Source organism: Kingella potus (assembly GCF_900451175.1).
In the GTDB taxonomy this organism is placed as follows: Bacteria; Pseudomonadota; Gammaproteobacteria; order Burkholderiales; family Neisseriaceae; genus Neisseria; species Neisseria potus.
Genome location: NZ_UGJJ01000001.1, coordinates 646,187 through 663,544, shown reverse-complemented (window position 1 = coordinate 663,544; position 17,358 = coordinate 646,187). Strand labels below are relative to the sequence as shown.

The window sequence follows — 17,358 nt, the reverse complement described above, 5'->3', positions numbered from 1 at the left end:
GGACGGTTCATTTAATCCATTCATTCAGGCAGCCTGAAAGCCTGTTTTAGACGTTTCAGACGGCCTTACCGTTATCAGAAAGGAAACATTATGGCGTTCACCGAAACCCAAACCGCCGGCCTGCTTGCCGTAAAAGGCGTGGGCAAAACCGTGTTGCAGCGTTTGCAGCAGATGGGCTTGGACGACGTGTCCAAACTCGCCGCCGCAGACCCGGCCGATATTTTGCAGCAGGGTGCGGCATTAACGGGTTCAAGCTGCTGGAAAAACAGCCCGCAAGCCCGCGCGGCGGTTACCGCTGCCGTAGCTTGGGCGCAGGCGCAGCAAAACGAACAGGCCGTCTGAAAGCTCGTTAAACCCACTTTCCGTCTGCCTGCGGGTTACGGCGTGCCGGAAAAACGCGTCTCCGTTGCCCCGAGCCTGGCAAGGTTGATGCAAACGCTGGCGGCGTTGCGCGAATGACAAACCGTCTACGAGAGCAGCGGACGGACAATCCAAGATGACGAAAGCTACGCATTTTCCGCAGCATGGTCGCAAGATGCGCTGGCGGTAGTGCAAAAACACCTGCCCGGGCATATAGCAGGGTTTTGCGAAGCCTTGGGCGTATGCAGAGGAATACAAAATGAATAACCTCCCCCAAATCTATTGCGGCTACCCTGTGCCCGCCGATTACCGCGCATTCGCCCAAAGCCTTGCGGCAGAACGCCGCTACGATTATCCCTTGCACGGCACAACGTTTGATTTGAGCTTATTGCCCGCTGCGGAACTCGTGCAAATTTATCTGGGCAAACTGCCGCGTTATGCCTTTTTGCAGACGGTAGATTTTTTCAAACCGTTGGAATTTGACTGCGATTCGCCCAAGTTGGGCGAGGAAGAAGTGCGGCACGGCTTGGTCATCGGCAGCGGGAACGAGGGGGATTTGTTTATCAATGTACACGACGGCAGCGTATGGATCATGTATAGCGACTTGTTTTTTGAGCGTATTGCAAACAGTTTTGCCGCACTGTCGGCGAAAATGGTGTTGTCGTTTGACTTTGCCGATTGGCGCGATGATGCGCCGCAGTAGGGCAGTAGTGTATCAAGCGCGTAAACGCAGTTTCAGACGGCCTGTTATAGAATAGGCAGCCTGAAACAGGGTTTGAAGAATTATGATGAACAGGCCGTCTGAAAATAAACGAAGTGGATTTCAGCGAAGCTGAAACACGGAAACGGGGGTTTGTCATGGCGGCGGAACGCCGTCGCGCCCGAAAAATCTGTTTCTGCCGAAACAGCACCCCCCACCCCAACCCTCCCCCGCGCAAGCGCAGGAGAGGGTGTAGGCAGTAGGAAGAAGAAAGGAGAAAAACAATGTTGGCTTTGGAAACCGTGCCGGTGATGCTGGCAGTAGGCCTGCTCGCGGGCGTGATTGCGGGAATATTCGGCGTGGGCGGCGGTACGATTCTGGTGCCGCTGGTGTTGTGGGTGTTGCAGATGCAGGGCGTGGAGCAGTTTGCCTACGCGCAGCATACGGCGGTGGGGACTTCGTTTGCCGTGATGGTGTTTACCTCTTTTTCCAGCGCGTATGCGCAGCACAACAAAGACGCGGTGGACTGGCAGGTGCTCAAAAGCATGATTCCGGGCGTGCTGCTCGGCGTGGCGGCGGGTGCGCTGGTGTCGCGCTATCTGCCGAACAAGGGCTTGCAGGTGTTTTTCGTGCTGTTTGTTACCGTGATCGCGGTGCGCTCGCTGGCGGGTGTGAAGTCTGTGCCGACGCGGCAGCTTCCCAAAAGCGGCCCTCTGTTTGGCGCGGGTTCGCTGATCGGCATTCTGTCGAGCTGGATCGGGATAGGCGGCGGCTCGCTGACCGTGCCGTTCCTGACCTTTTGCAATGTGCCGGTACACCGCGCCATCGGTACTTCGTCGGCTTTGGGCTGGCCGATCGCCTTGGCGGGCGCGGCGGGCTATTGGTATGCGGGCAGCGGCATGGCGGGGCTGCCCGCAGGATCGGCGGGTTTTATCTATCTGCCTGCCGTGGCGGTGCTGGCGGCGGCAACGCTGGCGGGTGCGCCGCTCGGCGTGCGGATTTCCCACCGTCTGCCCGCCGCCCGTTTGAAGCAGGGCTTCGGTATTCTGCTGCTGCTGATTGCCTTGCGGATGACATGGAAGATTGTGCAGGCAGGGTAGGGGGCAAAAGGAAAGGCCGTCTGAAAAGCTGTTTTCAGACGGCCTTTCTGCCATCCGGCCTAATCCGCCGCCCGCGCCGCTTTTTCCGCCAGCCCCGACAGGCCCTGCCGCCGTGCCAGCTCTTCTGCCACGTTTTCCGCCCGCAGGCCGTGCTCGGAAAGCAGCACCATGCAGTGAAACCACAAATCGGCCATTTCGTACACCAAATGCGCCTTGTCGCCGTCTTTCGCCGCCATCAGCACTTCGCCCGCCTCTTCGATGACCTTTTTCAGGATTTTGTCGCCGCCTTGGGCAAAGAGCCGCGCCACATATGAGGTGTCGGGATCCGCGCCTTTGCGCGAGTCGATAATGTCTTGTACGGATTTGAAAATATCTGTGTTCATTTTGTTTGTTCCTTAATTGGAATGGTGTTTGCGGCCGTCTGAAAAACGGATTTGCGGCCGGCCGCTATTTTCCGCCGCTATGGCCGTAGATTTCCGCTTCGTCTTTCAACACAGGGTCGGCGGTGTGCCAGCCGCCGTCGCGCCACACTTGGTAAAAGCAGCTTTCCCGTCCGGTGTGGCAGGCGATGCCGCCGTTTTGTTCCACCAGCATGACCACCGCGTCGCCGTCGCAGTCGAGCCGCAGCTCGCGCACCCGCTGCGTGTGGCCGGACGCTTCGCCCTTCATCCACTGCCTGCGCCGCGAGCGGCTGTAATAGTGCGCGTAGCCCGTGGCGGCGGTTTGCGCCAGAGCCTCGGCGTTCATCCACGCCACCATCAGCACCCGTTTGCTGCGCCAGTCCTGCGCCACCGCGCATACCAGCCCGTTTCCGTCAAACTTCACGCCCTGCAATACCGCTTCGTCCATTTGTCCTCCCATGCGTTTTCAGACGGCCTCTGCGCCGAAAAGCGCGATTTTCGCATTCTTCGCGGCGGAACAACAACGGCGGCAGGCAAAAACACGGCCGGGCGGCGCAAGCATCGTGGGCCAAAACGGCAAAAATGCCGGGCCGCAGATGGTGCGGGCGGCACGGCAAGGATGCAGGATTTTATTTTGTTCCGCTATTATCGGTTGCGTCCGCCCCCGTATTCGGGCGTATAGTTGCGTCCCCGAACAACAGCAACGAAAGGCAGAAAAATGGAAACCGTAACCCTCAATATCGGCGGCATGACCTGCGGCGGCTGCGTCAAGAGCGTCAGCCGCATACTCGAAGGAGTGGCAGGCGTGGAGTCGGTGCGCGTCAGTCTGGAAGAGAACAAAGCCGTCGTTTCCTACGACCCCGCCGCCACCGACCCTGCCGCGCTGGCCGAGGCGGTGGAAGACGGCGGCTATGATGTGTCGCTCTGATATTCCGCCTCCTGCCGCAGGCCGTCTGAAAGGCAGCTTTCAGACGGCCTGGCAACAATCCGCCATATCGGCAATCTCTCGCCGATATGACGGATTGTTGTAGGAAAATTCCTTTTTACGACGGGGGGATATGGATTCTGTAAGGAGAAGTTGTAGAATTTTGTTTTATTTTTCTTGAAGTATCGCTGATTTTAAGATAGATTAAAAAAACGATAATTTTTTCACACAACCGAAAAAAAAGGAAAATAAGTTAATGAAATTACATTTCTCCTCCCTCGCACTGGCCGCTGCCCTGTCTTTGGGCGCGGCTTCCGTTTATGCCAAGCCGGTGCAGATTACCGACGTGGCCGGCCGCAAAGTTACCGCCGACCTGCCTGCCAAACGCGTGGTGCTGGGCTTTTATTATCAGGACTACATGGCCGTAGGCGGCAAAAACGCGCTGGACAATGTCGTTGGCTTCTCCAAAGCGGTGTGGTCGGACTGGGCGCCGACAAGCTGGACGGCATTCAGCAAAGCCGTGCCGAAGCTGAACCAGCTCGCCGACGTGGGCGAAGTGGAAGTCGGTACGTTCTCGGTGGAAAAAGTGCTGTCGCTGAAACCGGATTTGCTGGTGCTGGCCGACTGGCAGTATCAGGCTCTGGGCTCCGACCTCGACCGCATCACCAAAGCGGGCATTCCGATTATCGTGTTGGACTACAATGCGCAAACGGTTGCCAAACACGTCCAGTCCACCAAGCTCATCGGCGCGATTACCGGCCAGCAGCAGAAAGCCGACAAACTCGCCGCCGACTACAAACGCATTGTGGACACCATTCAGGCGCGTGTGAAAAAAGCCAATCCGGCCAAGCCCAAAGTGTATATCGAGTTTGGCAACAAAGGCCCGGCCGAACACAGCGTAACCTTCGGCAAGAGCATGTGGGGCGCGATGATCGCGCAGGTGGGCGGCAACAATATTTCCGCGCCTTTCGTTGAGTTTTACAGCCCGGTAAATCCGGAAAAAGTGCTGGCTGCCAAACCTGATGTCATCATCATCACCGGCCGCGAAACCGAATTGAAGAAAAACCCGAGCGCGATGGTGTTGGGCTGGGATATTGCCAAAACCGAAGCCGAACAGCGTCTGGCGGGCTTTGCCAAACGTCCGGGCTGGAACAACCTGCCCGCAATCAAAAACAACCGCCTCTACGGCGCATACCACGCCAATTCGCGCACCTTGTCCGACGGCGCGTCGGTGCAGTTTGTCGCCAAAGCGGTTTACCCCGAACTCTTCAAAGACCTGAATCCGGAAAAAACCTATACGGATTTCTACCGCCAGAACCTGCCGGTCGTACCCAACGGCACCTTCTATCTGTATCCGAAAGCCAAATAAGGCTTGAAGCAGGATTTCAGACGGCCTTTTGCCAAAAAAGGCCGTCTGAAAACTTATCCGTCCATCCGTTCTATGAAAGTTGCGCAGTATGAATGATTCGGTTGTTGCCGAGATAGTGAAAAACCAGCGTGCGCTCGAGCGCAAACGCTGGTTCGTTGTTTTGTCGTTTCTGATTGTCGGCGTATTGAGCTTCGTGCTCGACATCGCCACCGGCCCCTCGATGCTGCCCGTGTCCGAAGTGGTCAAATCGCTTTTGGACATGGAGGGCGCGGACAAAATGAGCAGCGTGATCGTTTACGACCTGCGCCTGCCGATGGCCGTGATGGCTCTGGTAACGGGTGCGGCTTTGGGCGTGGGCGGGGCGGAAATCCAAACCCTGCTCAACAATCCGATGGCCAGCCCCTACACGCTCGGCCTGGCGGCGGCGGCGGGCTTGGGCGCGTCGGTGGTGATTGCCTTCGGCGGCTTCGGTATGCCCGAAGCGTTTGCCGTGCCCGTCGGCGCGTTTGTGATGACCATGATTGCTTCGGGCATTTTGTTTCTGTTTGCCTCGGCGCGGCGGTTTAATTCGGCGATGCTGGTGCTGGTGGGGATTGCGCTGCTGTTTCTGTTCCAATCGATTTTGTCGCTGATCCAGTTTATTGCCGCGCCCGAAATTTCGCAGCAGATTCTGTTCTGGCTTTTCGGCAGCCTGACCAAGGCCACTTGGCAGAGCGTGAGCATTACCGCCGCCGTTACCGCCGTATGCGTTGTGCTGCTCTCGCGGGACGTGTGGAAGCTCACCGCGCTGCGGCTGGGCGAGGAACGCGCCAACGGCTTGGGCATCAATTTGCAGATGCTGCGCCTGAAAACGCTGGTTCTGGTGGCCGTGATGACCGCCACCGCCATCAGCTTTGTCGGCGTGATCGGCTTTATCGGCCTGGTTGCGCCGCACGTCGCCCGCATTCTGTTGGGCGAAGACCAACGCTTCTTCCTGCCCGGCGCGATGCTGGCGGGCGCGGCGTTTTTGTCGGTGTCCAGCGTGTTGTCGAAAGTGATTATTCCCGGCGCGCTGTTTCCCGTGGGCATCGTTACGTCTTTCGTCGGCGTACCGTTTTTCTTTTGGATTGTGCTAACCAAGCGATGAGGCCGTCTGAACCATGCTGAAACTTGAAAATATCCGCGTCAGACGCGGCGATTACACCGTGGCCGACGACATCAGCCTCATGCTGGAAAACGGCAAAGTCTATTCGATACTCGGGCCCAACGGCACAGGCAAATCCTCGCTGATGAAAACCATCTTCGGAGAAGTGGCGCACAAAGGCCGCATCAGCTACGGCGGTGAAGTATTGAGCAAAATCCATTTGCAGCACTGGCGCAAACGCATCGGCTATATGCCGCAGGACACTGCTGCCGAAGCCTCGCTCACCGCGCTGGAAGTCGTGCTGCTCGGCCGCATGGACGCGCTGCATATGCACGTCGGCGACGAGCTGCTGCACGAAGCCGCCGGCATTATGGCCGAGCTGGGCATCGGCCATCTGGCGCACCGCGACGTAATGCGTCTGAGCGGCGGCCAGCGGCAGCTTGTCATGTTTGCCCAAGTCATGCTGCGCCGCCCCGAAATCCTGATGCTCGACGAGCCGGTAAGCGCGTTGGATATGCACCACCAGCTCAATCTTTTGGAGCGCGTGGTTTCCTACACCCACGAACACAACCTCGTTACCCTGATGGTGCTGCACGATTTGAGCCTCGCCGCCCAATTCTGCGACAGCGTGATTCTGCTGGGCGGCGGCAAAGTCAGAGCCGAAGGGAAGCCGCAGGAAGTGCTGGATGCCGGCGTTATCGCCGATTTGTACAAAGTCAGCATCGAATTGCTGTACGACAGCAGCGGTATGCCCGTTATCCGCCCTATGCGGCGCAAACGGGATACAGAGGCCGTCTGAAAAATATTTTTTAATTGTTTTTATCTGACACGAAAGGAAAATCCGTGAAAAAAACCCTCCTCGCATTCATGCTTGCCGCATCCGCAGGCGCATTCGCAGCCAACCACGAAGTCAAAATGCTCGACACGGGCAAAGAAGGCGGCATGGTATTCGAACCGGGCTACCTCAAAGCCCAGCCCGGCGACACCGTAACCTTCAAAGCCACCCACGGCGGCCACTGGGTGCAGAGCAAAGCCCTGCCCGAAGGCGCGGCCGACTTCCTGTCCGAAGACGGCAAAGACTTCACCGTCAAGCTCGACAAAGAAGGCGTATATGTCTATGTCTGCCCGCCGCACCGCATGATGAATATGAGCGGCGTGATCCAAGTGGGCAAACCCGTCAACAAAACCCAGGCGCAGGCCGTGGCGGACGAGCTGGAAAAACGCGCCATGCAGAACAAAGGCCGTCTGAAAAAATACATGGAGCAGGTCAAGTAAGGCCGTACAGGCAAAGCCGCAAAAAGGCCGTCTGAAAACAATCTTTCAGACGGCCTTTTTGCCGCCTGCGCCGTATGCGGGACGGCGCGGCCGCATGGGTATTTTCAGACGGCCTTACAGCGGCTTGGCAAACCAGTCTTCCGTGGCCGTATCGCGGTCGAACACCTGCCCCATCAGCGGCGTGAGCGGGCGGACACCGAGCCTGCGTGCCGCCGGAATGCTTTGCAGCACGGGTTCGTTCCATGTGTGCAGCGCCATCGGATACGCGCCCCAATGTATCGGCATAAAGCGTTTGGGCGCGAGCTTGGCGGCGAGGGCGGCGGTTTGTGCGGGGAAGAGGTGGTTGTCCGGCCAGCGTTCGTTGTATTGGCCGTTTTCGATAAAGGCGATGTCGAAGCCCCGAAAGCGGCGGGCGATTTCGTCGAAATGTTTTCCCTCTGCCGAATCGCCGTGGAAATAGAATTTTTCCCCGCCGTGTTCGATGGCGAAGCCCGCCCACAGGCTTTTGTTGTGGTCGGTCAGGCTGCGGCCGGAATCGTGGCGGGCGGGCAGCGCGGTGTAGCGGATGCCGCCGGTTTCGGTGCTCTGCCACCAGTCGAGTTCGGTAATGTTTTGCGGCGGCACGCCCCATTTGCGCAGCAGCACGCCCAAACCGAGCGGTACGACGAAGCGGCTGCCGCGTGCGGCCAAAGCCTTGATACTGGCTTTTTCGAGATGGTCGTAATGGCTGTGCGAAACCAGCACCACATCGGGTGTCGGCACTTCGGCCAAGGCGGCGGGCGGCGGGCTGAAGCGGCGCATCATCACCGGCACGGGCGACACGCTGCCGCCGAACACGGGGTCGGTCATCACCGTTTGGCCGCCGATGCGCATCATCAGCGTGGAATGGCCGAACCAGACAAAGCGGCTTTTGCCTTCGGGCGCGGCGAGAAAGGCCGCCCAGTCGGGGCGGACGGCGGGCAGCGGCTTGGGCGGACGGCGGGATTCCTCCCCGACCAGCATCTGCCACATGGCGGAAACCAGATCGGTCGGCGCGGCTTGCGGCTCGGCGTTGGAAAAAGTTCCGCTGTCGGGATTGTAATGTCCGCTGGCCGGATAGGCGGGATAACGGTCCGGCCACTGCCACCAAACGGCGGCCAGAGCCAAAGCGGCGAAGGCGGTTTTCTTTTTGTGTTTCATACGGTCTCACAGATTCCGCGCCCGCCCGCCTGATGCGGGGCGGGGCGATGCCGGGCCGTTTTCAGACGGCCTGACGGCAAAGGGGCGCATTATAGCAACGGACGGCAGGCCGTCTGAAAAGCTACAATACGCTTTTTTTTCAGACGGCCTTTTTTATGCTTGCTTGGATCTACCGCCAACTCTGGCGCGCCGCCCCGCCGCTTATCCGCCGCTACCTGCGCCGCCGCGCACGCGGCAATCCCGCCTATCTCGAACATTGGGACGAACGTTTCGGCCGGCCGCATCCCGCGCCGGTACGGCATCCGATTTGGATACACGCCGTATCCGTCGGCGAAACCCGCGCCGCCGCCCCGCTGGCCGCCGCGCTGCGCCGCCGTTTTCCCGACGCGCCGCTGCTGTTTACCCAAATGACCCCCACCGGCCGCGCCGCCGCCGAAAGCCTGTATCCCGACGCGCAATGCCGCTACCTGCCCTACGACAAGCCCGAATACGCCGCCCGATTTCTCGCCGAACACCGCCCGCGCTTTGGCGTGCTGATGGAAACCGAAATCTGGCCGCATCTGGCCGCCGCCTGCGCCCGCGAAAACGTCCCCCTGTTTCTCGCCAACGCGCGGCTGTCGGAAAAATCCCTGCGCGGCTACCGCAGAGCCGCCGCCCTCGTTCGCCCCGCGCTGCAATCGCTGCGCGGCTGCTACGCACAGAGCGAAGCCGATGCAGGCCGTCTGAAAAGCCTCGGTGCAGCCTGCCCCGTAGTTTGCGGCAACACCAAATACGATCTTGCCCCGCCGCCGGCGCAGCTCGCACTCGGCGCACAGTTCCGCGCACAGGCGGGCGGACGCAAAATCATCGTGTGCGGCAGCACCCGTTTTTACCATGGGGAAGACGAAGCCGCCCTGCTGCTGCACGCATGGCGCAGATACGGCGGCAACGCCCTGCTGGTCATCGTTCCCCGCCATCCCGAACGCTTCGATGCCGTGTTTCAGACGGCCTTGTCGCTCGGTTTGCGCATACGGCGGCGCAGCGGCGGCGGCGGAATCGGCGACGCGCAGGTATGGCTGGGCGACAGCATGGGCGAGCTTTACGCCTATTACGCCATGGCCGATGCCGCCTTTGTCGGCGGAAGCCTGGTGGACGCTGGCTGCCAAAACATCATCGAGCCGCTCGCCTGCGGCAAGCCCGTCCTGTTCGGCTTTTCCACCTACAATTTTTCCGCAGCCTGCACCGAAGCACAGGCGGCCGGCGCGGCGCGGCAGGTGGCCGATGCGGACGAATGGCTGCGGACGGTGCAGGAATGGCTGGACGACGACGCACTGCGCACATCGTTTGCCGCCAACGCCGCCGCCTTCGTCGCCCGCCATCGCGGCGCAAGCGAAAAAACGGCGGATTTGATTGCAGAGGCCGTCTGAACGCCCAACACGGTTTCAGACGGCCTTAATTTCCCGAAAGTCGGGAGCGCGTGCGTGGCAGAGCCACACACCCTACGATGTCGAGCAGGCTGTGGCTTACCGCGTAGGGTGTGTCGCCGCAGCGACGCACGCGGTTTGAGGCCTGGCTGTTACCGTTGTCCGAATTTTTGCCAAATGGTACATGGCGGTGCCGCACTCCCTGTGCGGACACAAAGGCCGTCTGAAAAATCCGTTTTGTGTTTTCAGACGGCCTTAATTTCCCGAAAGTCGGGAGCGCGTGCGTGGCAGAGCTACACACCTACCGATGTCGAGCAGGCTGTGGCTTACCGCGTAGGGTGTGCCGCCGCAGCGACGCACGCGGTTTGCAGTTTGGCCGTTACCGTTGTCCGAACTTTGCCAAATGGTACATGGCGGTGCCGCACTCCCTGTGCGGACACAAAGGCCGTCTGAAAAATCCGTTTTGTGTTTTCAGACGGCCTTAATTTCCCGAAAGTCGGGAGCGTGTGCGTGGCAGAGCCACACACCCTACGATGTCGTGCAGGCTGTGGCTTACCGCGTAGGGTGTGTCGCCGCAGCGACGCACGCGGTTTGCGGGGTCTACGGTACTTTTTTGTAATTTATTGTTTTATATTTTATTTTTCCATACCAAATTTCAAAATTACCCCAAAAGTTACCTTATAAATGCTTAGTAAGGGGGTGTCTTTCGGTTTTGGCCGTCTGAAAATGGGAAAACCGCCCTTCGGGGGCGGTTTGGGGTTTGGGTTTGGGGCTTATAGCCGTATCAGCAAATCAGCGGGGATTTTCAGACCGTGATGCAGCTTTTTTATCATGGTAAGGCTTAACGGACGCTTTCCGCTCAATACCTCGCTTACTTTGCTCGGACTGCCTAGATACGCGGCCATGTCTTTGGCGGTTAGGCCGTTTTGCTCCATGCGAAAACAAATAATGTCCAGCGGGGTAACGCTGCTTGTGTCGATTTTGTAATGCTTGTCTTCATAGGCGGCGATTAGGACGGCCAATGCCTGCATTTCCATGTCATCGTCTGAGTTTGGCGCGGGGTCTGTGTCCATTAGCTCGTCAAGGCGGGCAAGGGCGGCTTCATGGTCGGCGGGGGTTTTGATGATTTTTACGGTGTCCATGCTCAAAAGTCCTTTTTGCTGTATTGGGCGTGCGTGCCTATCCAGTCGATTTTTACTATTCCATTGCTGTACCGCACTTTGACAACCAGGCGGTAATGATTGCCGCGTATGTTGAAGATAACGCGGTTGCCGGCCAAAAAATCCGCGCTTTGGTAAACGGCTTTGATGTCATGCGGGGTTTGCCAGTTTTCCCGCTCTACGTCTGCAATCCATGTTGCCAGAGATTGGCGGCTGTCGGCGTGTTTTGCCATGAATGCGCTTATTTTCTGTTTGCCTAATATCTGCATTTTCTCTTTCCCTTTTAGGGAATTATAGCGGCGGGTTCCCTTTTTGGGAAATAAAACCGCCCCGCGTTTTTGCCGCTTCCTGATAGTTGTTGAGTTTGTATTAAAGGCCGTCTGAAAATCCGTTTTGTGTTTTCAGACGGCCTTCTTTCTGCCTATGCCAAACCCAGCAGACGGATTTGTGCGGGAGCCTGGGCGAGGCGGCCGTCAAGCAGCAGATAGGGTACGCCGAGCCGTGCGGAGGTGGTTTCGGCGGTGGAGAGCAGCTTGCCGCCGACCCGTCCCGCATCAACGATCAAATCGGTTTGGGCGGACAGCAGCTGTTCTGCGGACACGGGGCGGCCGCGTCCGTTGATGCCGCCGACTACGGGCAGGCTGCGCGATGCCGCGCCGAGCAGGGCGAGTGCCTGCGGGCTTTTCTGCGTTGTCCAACTGATCATCCGTTCGGGGGCGAGGGCGTGCAGCAGCACTTCGGCCGGCGGGCCGGCGGCATAGATGCGGCGGAAAGGCGGCGGGTTTTCAGGCAGGCCGAAGCTGTATAAAAGCTGCGGTTCGGACGCTGCGGCTTCGGATGCGGCACCGGAGGCGGGTTTTTCGCTTTCGGCCTGACGGCCGCAGCCCGCGAGCAGCAGGCCGCAAGACCGCGCAGCAGCCCGCGGCGGCTCAGCGGCTTCATGGCCGTGCTTTCCGAACGGCCGCCCGCGCCCATGCGGCGGCGGCTTGGGAATCAGGCGGCAGCTCTGTCCCTTCGCCGCCGCAAAACTGCCGCCAGCCGTCCAGATATTTGCGGCACACGGCGGTAATGACCGGGATGCCGGCAGAAACGGCGGCGAGGTATTCGCCGTTCAGTCCGCGGTTTTCGATTTCCGCCTGGCCGAATTTGTTGAAAAACAGGATGTCCGCGCCTTCGTCTGCGGCGCGGCGCAGCACGGCGGCGGCTTCGGCGAGCAGGCCGCCGTCGAGTTTGCAGCCCTGCGAACCGCTGCCGAGGTTTTGGAAGATTTCAAAACTTTGCCCGCCTGCGGCCGACACCAGCCGCGATTTGATATGGCGGCCTTGCGCGTCAAGCGGGTTGAGCAGTCCGGCGGCGCGGATGCCGTCGGCCTGCACGGCGCGGAAAGCCTGCCACAGGGCGGTGGCGGCATCGTCGCCTGCGCCGTCGTAAACCACGGCGGCGGTGGAAAATTCGGTCATGGTCGTCTCCTTTCGGGTGTTTGACGAAGGGGGATGGTACGCGCCCTCGGTGCGGCAGCGGCAGCCTGCAAACGGATAACGGGTTTGCAGGCCGCCTTTTTGGTTTTCAGACGGCCTCTGTTACTGTAAAATCAACTCCTTATTTTACAGCATATTTTTTCACTTGATTTCTCGGGAGTAAACAATGAATCGGAAAACAGTTGTGGCGGCGGTTGCCGCGTTGGCAGTGGTGATGGGCGGTGCGGTGGTATATTTCCAGCATCAGAAAAACGTGCAGATGGCAACGGCGCAGGCAGACGGTACGCCCGCATTGGAAGAAACACCGTTGGATTTTCTAATTGCCAGAGCGCAGGCAGAAGCCTTGCCGCGAAATCGCGGTGCAGTGGATTTCAGCGGCGCATTGCGCTGCTTTACCGAACTGAACGGCCCATGTGATGCAAATACGCTGAACACCGCGCCATATAAAGCCGCCGTGCTGAGAACCAACAAAACAACCAACGGCACTCCGGCGGATGGGGAAAGCTATTCCATCCAAACGGCCTATATACTGCGAAATGCCAAGTTTCTCGGTTATCCGCTGACAAGGGTTTCTTTCGTCAGAGGATACGAAGGCGGCGCAGTTGTTCTGACTTTCGCCGACAACAGGTTTCTCCAGCTCAGCCGCCGCCTGCCCGTGCCGTCCAGAGGTATGCCCGGCGGTCTGCTTGTGAGCGACAACACCAGAACCGTGCTGTATGACAAAAACGGCAAACGTCTGCCCAAAGCCTCACAGGCCAATTATGACGGCTGCGGCGGCGGCATCATCGAATTTGACGAAACCAAACATACGCTGACCGCATCCGGCGGCTGCTGATACCCGTTCCGCACAAAAGGCTACCTGAAAACCGGTTTTCAGGTAGCCTTTGTCTTTCGTCTCTGCTGCTGCCGTCTTATCCGTAGCGCTTTTGGCATTCGCGCATAAACTCAATCAGCGCTTTTGCCTTTCCCGCGCGGCCGCATTCCTGCACGGGCAAGCCGCTCCGGCACAATCCGTCCTACATTTCCTGCGGATCAATATCCGCCGACCATCTGATTCTGCCGTTTCTGTTTTCTTTGAGCGCGTCCGTCCACAGCGATACGGCGCGGTGCAGGGCTTTGCGCGAGGGCGATTCGAGGAAAACCTGCGCCCTTTCGCGTTCGGCGAGGCGCACCATCAGCATGGGTACTGCGCCGAACTGGTTTACGCCTTCGGGCAGTTGCGGGGCGAGGGTGTCGCGGATTTTGTCGAGAAATTCCACGGCTTCGGCCAAGGTGGGCGCGTCGGCGCGGAGGGCGGCCTGAAAACCGAAAGGCGGCATGGCGAGCAGCTTGCGTTCCGCCGTTTCCGCGTCGGCAAACAGGCGGTAGTCTTGCGCTTGGACGGCGCGGAAAACGGCGTGTTCGGGCAGGCGGGTCTGGATTAATACGCGGCCGGGCGTTTCGGCCCTGCCGGCCCTGCCGGACACCTGCATCAGTTCGGCAAACAGCCGTTCGGGGGCGCGGAAATCCGCGCTGTACAGGCTGCCGTCGGCGTTTAACACGACGACCAGGTTGAGCCGTGCGAAGTCGTGGCCCTTGGCCAGCATCTGCGTGCCGGTGAGGATGTCGATGCCGCCTTCGCCGATGCGGCGGTAGAGTGTTTCCCAGTCGCTTTTGTGCGAAGTGCTGTCTCTGTCCACGCGCACCACTTCGGCCTGCGGCAGCAGGGCGCGCAGGGTTTCTTCCACGCGCTGCGTGCCGTGTCCGACGGCACTCAGATCCTGATTGCCGCAGCCGGGGCATTGGATGGGGACGGGGGTGCGCAGGCCGCAGTGGTGGCAGCGGAGCTGGCGGGCGCGCTGGTGCAGCACCATTTTTGCCGAGCAATGGGGGCAGCCGAAGGTGTGGCCGCAGTCGCCGCAAAACAGCGCGGGGGCGAAGCCGCGACGGTTGAGGTATACCAGCGACATGCCGCCTGCGGCAAAATTCTGCTGTAAAAGCTGCAAGGCCTGCGGCGAGAAGCCGTTGTCGAGTTTCAGACGGCCTACATTCAAAATCTCTACCTGCGGCGGCCGCGCGGCGGGATTGGCGCGTTCGGCCAGCTCCAACAGGCGGTAGGCACCGCTTTGCGCTTTGTGCCAGCTTTCCAAACTGGGTGTAGCGCTGCCGAGCACGGCCGGACAGCGGCTCTGCTGCGCCCGCCACACCGCCAGATCGCGGGCGTGGTAGCGCAGGTCGTTGTCTTGTTTGAACGAAGCGTCGTGTTCTTCGTCTGCCACCACCAGCCCCAAATCGGGCAGCGGCGCGAACACCGCCAGCCGTGTGCCGATGATGAGTTTCGCCTGCCCGGTCATTGCCCGCAGATAATCCTGCGTGCGCCGCCCGGCCGTGGCGCGGCTGTGCAGCACGGCGGCCGGCACGTCGCCGAAACGCGCTGCCACCCGCGCCAGAAGCTGCGGTGTGAGGTTGATTTCGGGCAGCAGAAACAATACCTGCCGCCCCGAGGCCAATACCTGCGCCGCCGCATCGAAATACACTTCGGTTTTGCCGCTGCCGGTGATGCCGTAAAGCAGAAAGGTTTGGAAACGCCCGAAGGCCGTCTGAATGGCCTGTGATGCGGCCTGCTGCGCGGGGTTTAAAGGGTGTCCGCAGGGCTTGGGGAGGTATGCTCCCGCTGTGCTGCCGGCTATCCAGCCTTTTTCCGTCCATTCGCCGATGAATTTCGCTGCCTGCGCGTTGATCCGTTTCAAGCCCGCCATCGGCAGATTGTCCGCAAGCAAGGCCTGCCACAAGGCCGCTTTTTTGCGGGCGTGTGCCGGCGGCGGCATTTGCGCCCTGCCTGCTTCGTTCAAACGGTAAAACAGCGTCGGTTGCGGCATCCGCACCGCTTCCGGCTCTTTCAGCCCGGGCGGCAGTGCCAGCGCGGCGGTTTGACCGAGCGGGTAGTGGTAGTAACGTGCGGCGAAGGAAACCAGCGCGCGCCAGTCTGCCGGCAGCGGCGGCTCGCCGGCAAAGGCCGTTTGCACGGGCAGTATTTTCGCGGGATCGATGTCGGGGGCGATGTCTGTTTCCCACACAATGCCGGACAGGACGCGCCGGTTGAAAGATACGGCGACGCGCGTGCCCAAAGGCAGGGCGGCGGGGTGGGAGTAAGTGAGCAGGCCGTCTGAAAGCGGCGTGTTGAGGGCGATGCGGTGGTAGATCATACGGGTGGCGGCGGGATGGTGTCGGGGTCGTCTGAAAAGGCTCCGGCTTCTTTTGCGTGTTTTCAGACGGCCTGTTTGCGGCTGCGGAAAACCTTGTCCGCCAAAAACAGGGCGGCGGCCGTACCGGCGAGGTCGGCGAGTGCGTCGGCGGGGTCGCCGCTGCGGGTGCGGGTAAAGGCTGCCTGTGCGGCTTCGCTGGCGGCGGCCAAAAGAAATGCGGCGGCAAAAAGCAGCAGCAGCGGCGGACGGCGGCGTGCCTCTATCCATGCGCGGGCGGCCAGCCAGAATTGGGCGAAAAAGGCGGCAAAGTGGGCGGCTTTGTCGAAATGGGGGAAAGGCGGCGGGGCATGGCCGCTGCTTTCGCGCAGCAGGAAATACCATAAAGCGGCAAACCAGAGGGCGGCAAGAAGGGTGTATTTGTTGCGCGGCAGGCTCATGGCTGCTCCGTATCCGGCCAGTTGCGGCACATATCGGCCAGCGCGGCGAATTTTCCGCCGCGCTCTTGCAGGACGCTCTGCCAGAGGGCGACGGTGTCGGGATCGGGTGCTTCGTCGAGGCTGCATTCGTACAGCATGAATTCGAGGGTTTCGCGGGCTTCGGCGGGGGCGGCGGTGCGCAGGAATTGTGTGATTTCGTTCATGGCGGTAAAGGGGGGGAAGTCAGCCTGTGTAGTTTGCGAGGATTTCGTTCAGGTGGAGGCAAAAGAAGTGGGCGGCGATGGCGGCAAACCAAAAGCCGCCGAGGCGGTTGTTGGCGAGAAATTCGCGAAAGCAGGTGTCCCGGTCGCGGGTGCGCACGGCAAGGTATTGTTTGTATTGAAAATGCAGTACGAAAGGGAAAGCCAGCCAAAAAGGCCAGCCCGCCCGCATTTCCCAGCCCGCCCAAGCCATCAGGGCGGTGGAGGCCAGATGGCAGGCGAAAACGGCTTGGGCATCGTAGCGGCCGAAGGTGATGGCGGAGGTTTTGATGCCGATTTTGAGATCGTCGGCTTTGTCGGCCATGGCGTAGGCGGTGTCGTAGGCAAGTGTCCAAAATATGTTGGCGGCGAAGAGTATCCAGGCGAGCGGCGGGATGCGGCCGCCTACGGCGGTAAAGGCCATGGGGATGCCGAAGGAAAAGGCCAGCCCGAGATAAAGCTGCGGGATGGGAAAGAAGCGTTTGGTAAACGGATAGGTGAGGGCGAGAAAAAGGGCGGGCAGGGCGGCCAGCCATGTGGCGCGGTTGAGCGGCAGTAGGCAGAGGGCGGCGGCCAGACAGAGGACAAGGGTCAGCAGCAGGGCTTCTTTGGCGGAAACTTCGCCGCGTGCGAACGGGCGGTTTTTGGTGCGCGCGACTTTACCGTCGAAATTCCGGTCGGCAAAGTCGTTGGCGACGCAGCCCGCGCTGCGCATCAGGAAAGTACCCAGCACGAAGCAGAGCAGGATGACGGGCGGGGGCAGGCCGCCCGCCGCCGCCCATAAGCCCCACAGCGTCGGCCACAGGAGCAGCATGGTGCCTATGGGTTTGTCGGTGCGCATCAGGCGGGCGTAAATACCTAGTTTCTTTTTGATTTTTTCTTTGTCCATCGGGGTGTGTACGGCAGAGGCCGTCTGAAAACGGGTTGGGCGGCGGGCGGGATGCGGGATTATAGCGGAATTGATCGTGCCGCCGCTTGCGGATGGGAAAGACTGCCGTTTGTCCGCCCGCCGTGCCGTTGGGAT

General features: G+C 60.0%; 21 protein-coding genes. 10 read left to right on the top strand and 11 right to left on the bottom strand.

The window, feature by feature from the left end; genetic code table 11:
* Positions 1–90: 90 nt before the first annotated feature.
* The 3 genes from DYE40_RS02960 (at position 91) to DYE40_RS02950 (ending at position 2,160) form a co-directional block, all read left to right on the top strand.
* Positions 91–342 carry a recombinase RecA gene (locus DYE40_RS02960; RefSeq protein WP_115307662.1) on the top strand — a complete coding sequence of 84 codons (252 nt, stop codon included), beginning with the start codon at positions 91–93 and terminating at the stop codon, positions 340–342.
* Positions 343–619: 277 nt separating this feature from the next.
* Positions 620–1,063 carry a hypothetical protein gene (locus tag DYE40_RS02955; RefSeq protein ID WP_115307661.1) on the top strand — a complete coding sequence of 148 codons (444 nt, stop codon included), beginning with the start codon at positions 620–622 and terminating at the stop codon, positions 1,061–1,063.
* A gap of 281 nt (positions 1,064–1,344) precedes the next feature.
* Positions 1,345–2,160: a sulfite exporter TauE/SafE family protein gene (locus DYE40_RS02950; RefSeq protein ID WP_115307660.1), complete on the top strand. Its 816-nt coding sequence runs from the start codon at positions 1,345–1,347 to the stop codon at positions 2,158–2,160.
* 59 nt (positions 2,161–2,219) lie between these two features.
* On the opposite strand, the gene DYE40_RS02945 is transcribed toward DYE40_RS02950, so the two are convergent.
* A complete protein-coding gene (locus DYE40_RS02945) occupies positions 2,220–2,543 on the bottom strand; it encodes a phosphoribosyl-ATP diphosphatase (protein ID WP_115307659.1) in 324 nt (107 codons plus the stop codon).
* Between the two features lie 64 nt (positions 2,544–2,607).
* Complete coding sequence (gene hisI / locus DYE40_RS02940; protein ID WP_115308259.1) at positions 2,608–3,009, bottom strand: phosphoribosyl-AMP cyclohydrolase; 402 nt, start codon at positions 3,007–3,009, stop codon at positions 2,608–2,610.
* Between the two features lie 270 nt (positions 3,010–3,279).
* Between hisI and DYE40_RS02935 the strand changes: the two genes are divergently transcribed.
* The 5 genes from DYE40_RS02935 (at position 3,280) to DYE40_RS02915 (ending at position 7,253) form a co-directional block, all read left to right on the top strand.
* The gene (locus DYE40_RS02935; RefSeq protein ID WP_115307658.1) at positions 3,280–3,489 is read left to right on the top strand and encodes a heavy-metal-associated domain-containing protein; all 210 of its coding nucleotides are present in this window, start codon (positions 3,280–3,282) and stop codon (positions 3,487–3,489) included.
* Between the two features lie 253 nt (positions 3,490–3,742).
* Positions 3,743–4,855 carry an ABC transporter substrate-binding protein gene (locus tag DYE40_RS02930; RefSeq protein WP_115307657.1) on the top strand — a complete coding sequence of 371 codons (1,113 nt, stop codon included), beginning with the start codon at positions 3,743–3,745 and terminating at the stop codon, positions 4,853–4,855.
* Positions 4,856–4,943: 88 nt separating this feature from the next.
* Positions 4,944–5,981: a FecCD family ABC transporter permease gene (locus tag DYE40_RS02925; protein ID WP_115307656.1), complete on the top strand. Its 1,038-nt coding sequence runs from the start codon at positions 4,944–4,946 to the stop codon at positions 5,979–5,981.
* Between the two features lie 13 nt (positions 5,982–5,994).
* Complete coding sequence (locus DYE40_RS02920; RefSeq protein WP_115307655.1) at positions 5,995–6,777, top strand: ABC transporter ATP-binding protein; 783 nt, start codon at positions 5,995–5,997, stop codon at positions 6,775–6,777.
* A gap of 44 nt (positions 6,778–6,821) precedes the next feature.
* Positions 6,822–7,253 carry a plastocyanin/azurin family copper-binding protein gene (locus tag DYE40_RS02915; protein ID WP_115307654.1) on the top strand — a complete coding sequence of 144 codons (432 nt, stop codon included), beginning with the start codon at positions 6,822–6,824 and terminating at the stop codon, positions 7,251–7,253.
* A 114-nt stretch (positions 7,254–7,367) separates the two neighbouring features.
* On the opposite strand, the gene DYE40_RS02910 is transcribed toward DYE40_RS02915, so the two are convergent.
* Complete coding sequence (locus tag DYE40_RS02910) at positions 7,368–8,432, bottom strand: MBL fold metallo-hydrolase (protein WP_115307653.1); 1,065 nt, start codon at positions 8,430–8,432, stop codon at positions 7,368–7,370.
* A 155-nt stretch (positions 8,433–8,587) separates the two neighbouring features.
* Between DYE40_RS02910 and waaA the strand changes: the two genes are divergently transcribed.
* Positions 8,588–9,838 (top strand): lipid IV(A) 3-deoxy-D-manno-octulosonic acid transferase, encoded by a 1,251-nt coding sequence (gene waaA, locus DYE40_RS02905; RefSeq protein ID WP_115307652.1) that lies wholly within the window; start codon positions 8,588–8,590, stop codon positions 9,836–9,838.
* Between the two features lie 770 nt (positions 9,839–10,608).
* Here the strand turns inward: waaA and DYE40_RS02900 are convergent.
* From DYE40_RS02900 to DYE40_RS02880, 4 genes are all read right to left on the bottom strand, one after another.
* Positions 10,609–10,977 carry a helix-turn-helix domain-containing protein gene (locus DYE40_RS02900; protein WP_115307651.1) on the bottom strand — a complete coding sequence of 123 codons (369 nt, stop codon included), beginning with the start codon at positions 10,975–10,977 and terminating at the stop codon, positions 10,609–10,611.
* A gap of 2 nt (positions 10,978–10,979) precedes the next feature.
* The gene (locus DYE40_RS02895; protein ID WP_115307650.1) at positions 10,980–11,264 is read right to left on the bottom strand and encodes a type II toxin-antitoxin system HigB family toxin; all 285 of its coding nucleotides are present in this window, start codon (positions 11,262–11,264) and stop codon (positions 10,980–10,982) included.
* A 152-nt stretch (positions 11,265–11,416) separates the two neighbouring features.
* Positions 11,417–11,731 carry a TroA family protein gene (locus DYE40_RS02890; RefSeq protein WP_115307649.1) on the bottom strand — a complete coding sequence of 105 codons (315 nt, stop codon included), beginning with the start codon at positions 11,729–11,731 and terminating at the stop codon, positions 11,417–11,419.
* Positions 11,732–11,933: 202 nt separating this feature from the next.
* Positions 11,934–12,455: a DUF2478 domain-containing protein gene (locus tag DYE40_RS02880; RefSeq protein WP_115307647.1), complete on the bottom strand. Its 522-nt coding sequence runs from the start codon at positions 12,453–12,455 to the stop codon at positions 11,934–11,936.
* Between the two features lie 184 nt (positions 12,456–12,639).
* Here DYE40_RS02880 and DYE40_RS02875 point away from each other — a divergent pair, with 184 nt between their 5' ends.
* The gene (locus DYE40_RS02875) at positions 12,640–13,308 is read left to right on the top strand and encodes a hypothetical protein (RefSeq protein ID WP_115307646.1); all 669 of its coding nucleotides are present in this window, start codon (positions 12,640–12,642) and stop codon (positions 13,306–13,308) included.
* A 181-nt stretch (positions 13,309–13,489) separates the two neighbouring features.
* On the opposite strand, the gene DYE40_RS02870 is transcribed toward DYE40_RS02875, so the two are convergent.
* From DYE40_RS02870 to ubiA, 4 genes are all read right to left on the bottom strand, one after another.
* Positions 13,490–15,658 (bottom strand): primosomal protein N', encoded by a 2,169-nt coding sequence (locus tag DYE40_RS02870; protein ID WP_115307645.1) that lies wholly within the window; start codon positions 15,656–15,658, stop codon positions 13,490–13,492.
* A gap of 62 nt (positions 15,659–15,720) precedes the next feature.
* Positions 15,721–16,095: a VanZ family protein gene (locus DYE40_RS02865; protein WP_115307644.1), complete on the bottom strand. Its 375-nt coding sequence runs from the start codon at positions 16,093–16,095 to the stop codon at positions 15,721–15,723.
* Positions 16,092–16,298, bottom strand: a complete 207-nt coding sequence (locus DYE40_RS02860; RefSeq protein WP_115307643.1) for a dioxygenase — start codon at positions 16,296–16,298, stop codon at positions 16,092–16,094. The genes DYE40_RS02865 and DYE40_RS02860 overlap by 4 nt, the downstream gene beginning before the upstream one ends.
* A 19-nt stretch (positions 16,299–16,317) precedes the next feature.
* Positions 16,318–17,223 carry a 4-hydroxybenzoate octaprenyltransferase gene (gene ubiA, locus DYE40_RS02855; protein WP_115307642.1) on the bottom strand — a complete coding sequence of 302 codons (906 nt, stop codon included), beginning with the start codon at positions 17,221–17,223 and terminating at the stop codon, positions 16,318–16,320.
* Positions 17,224–17,358 lie beyond the last annotated feature (135 nt).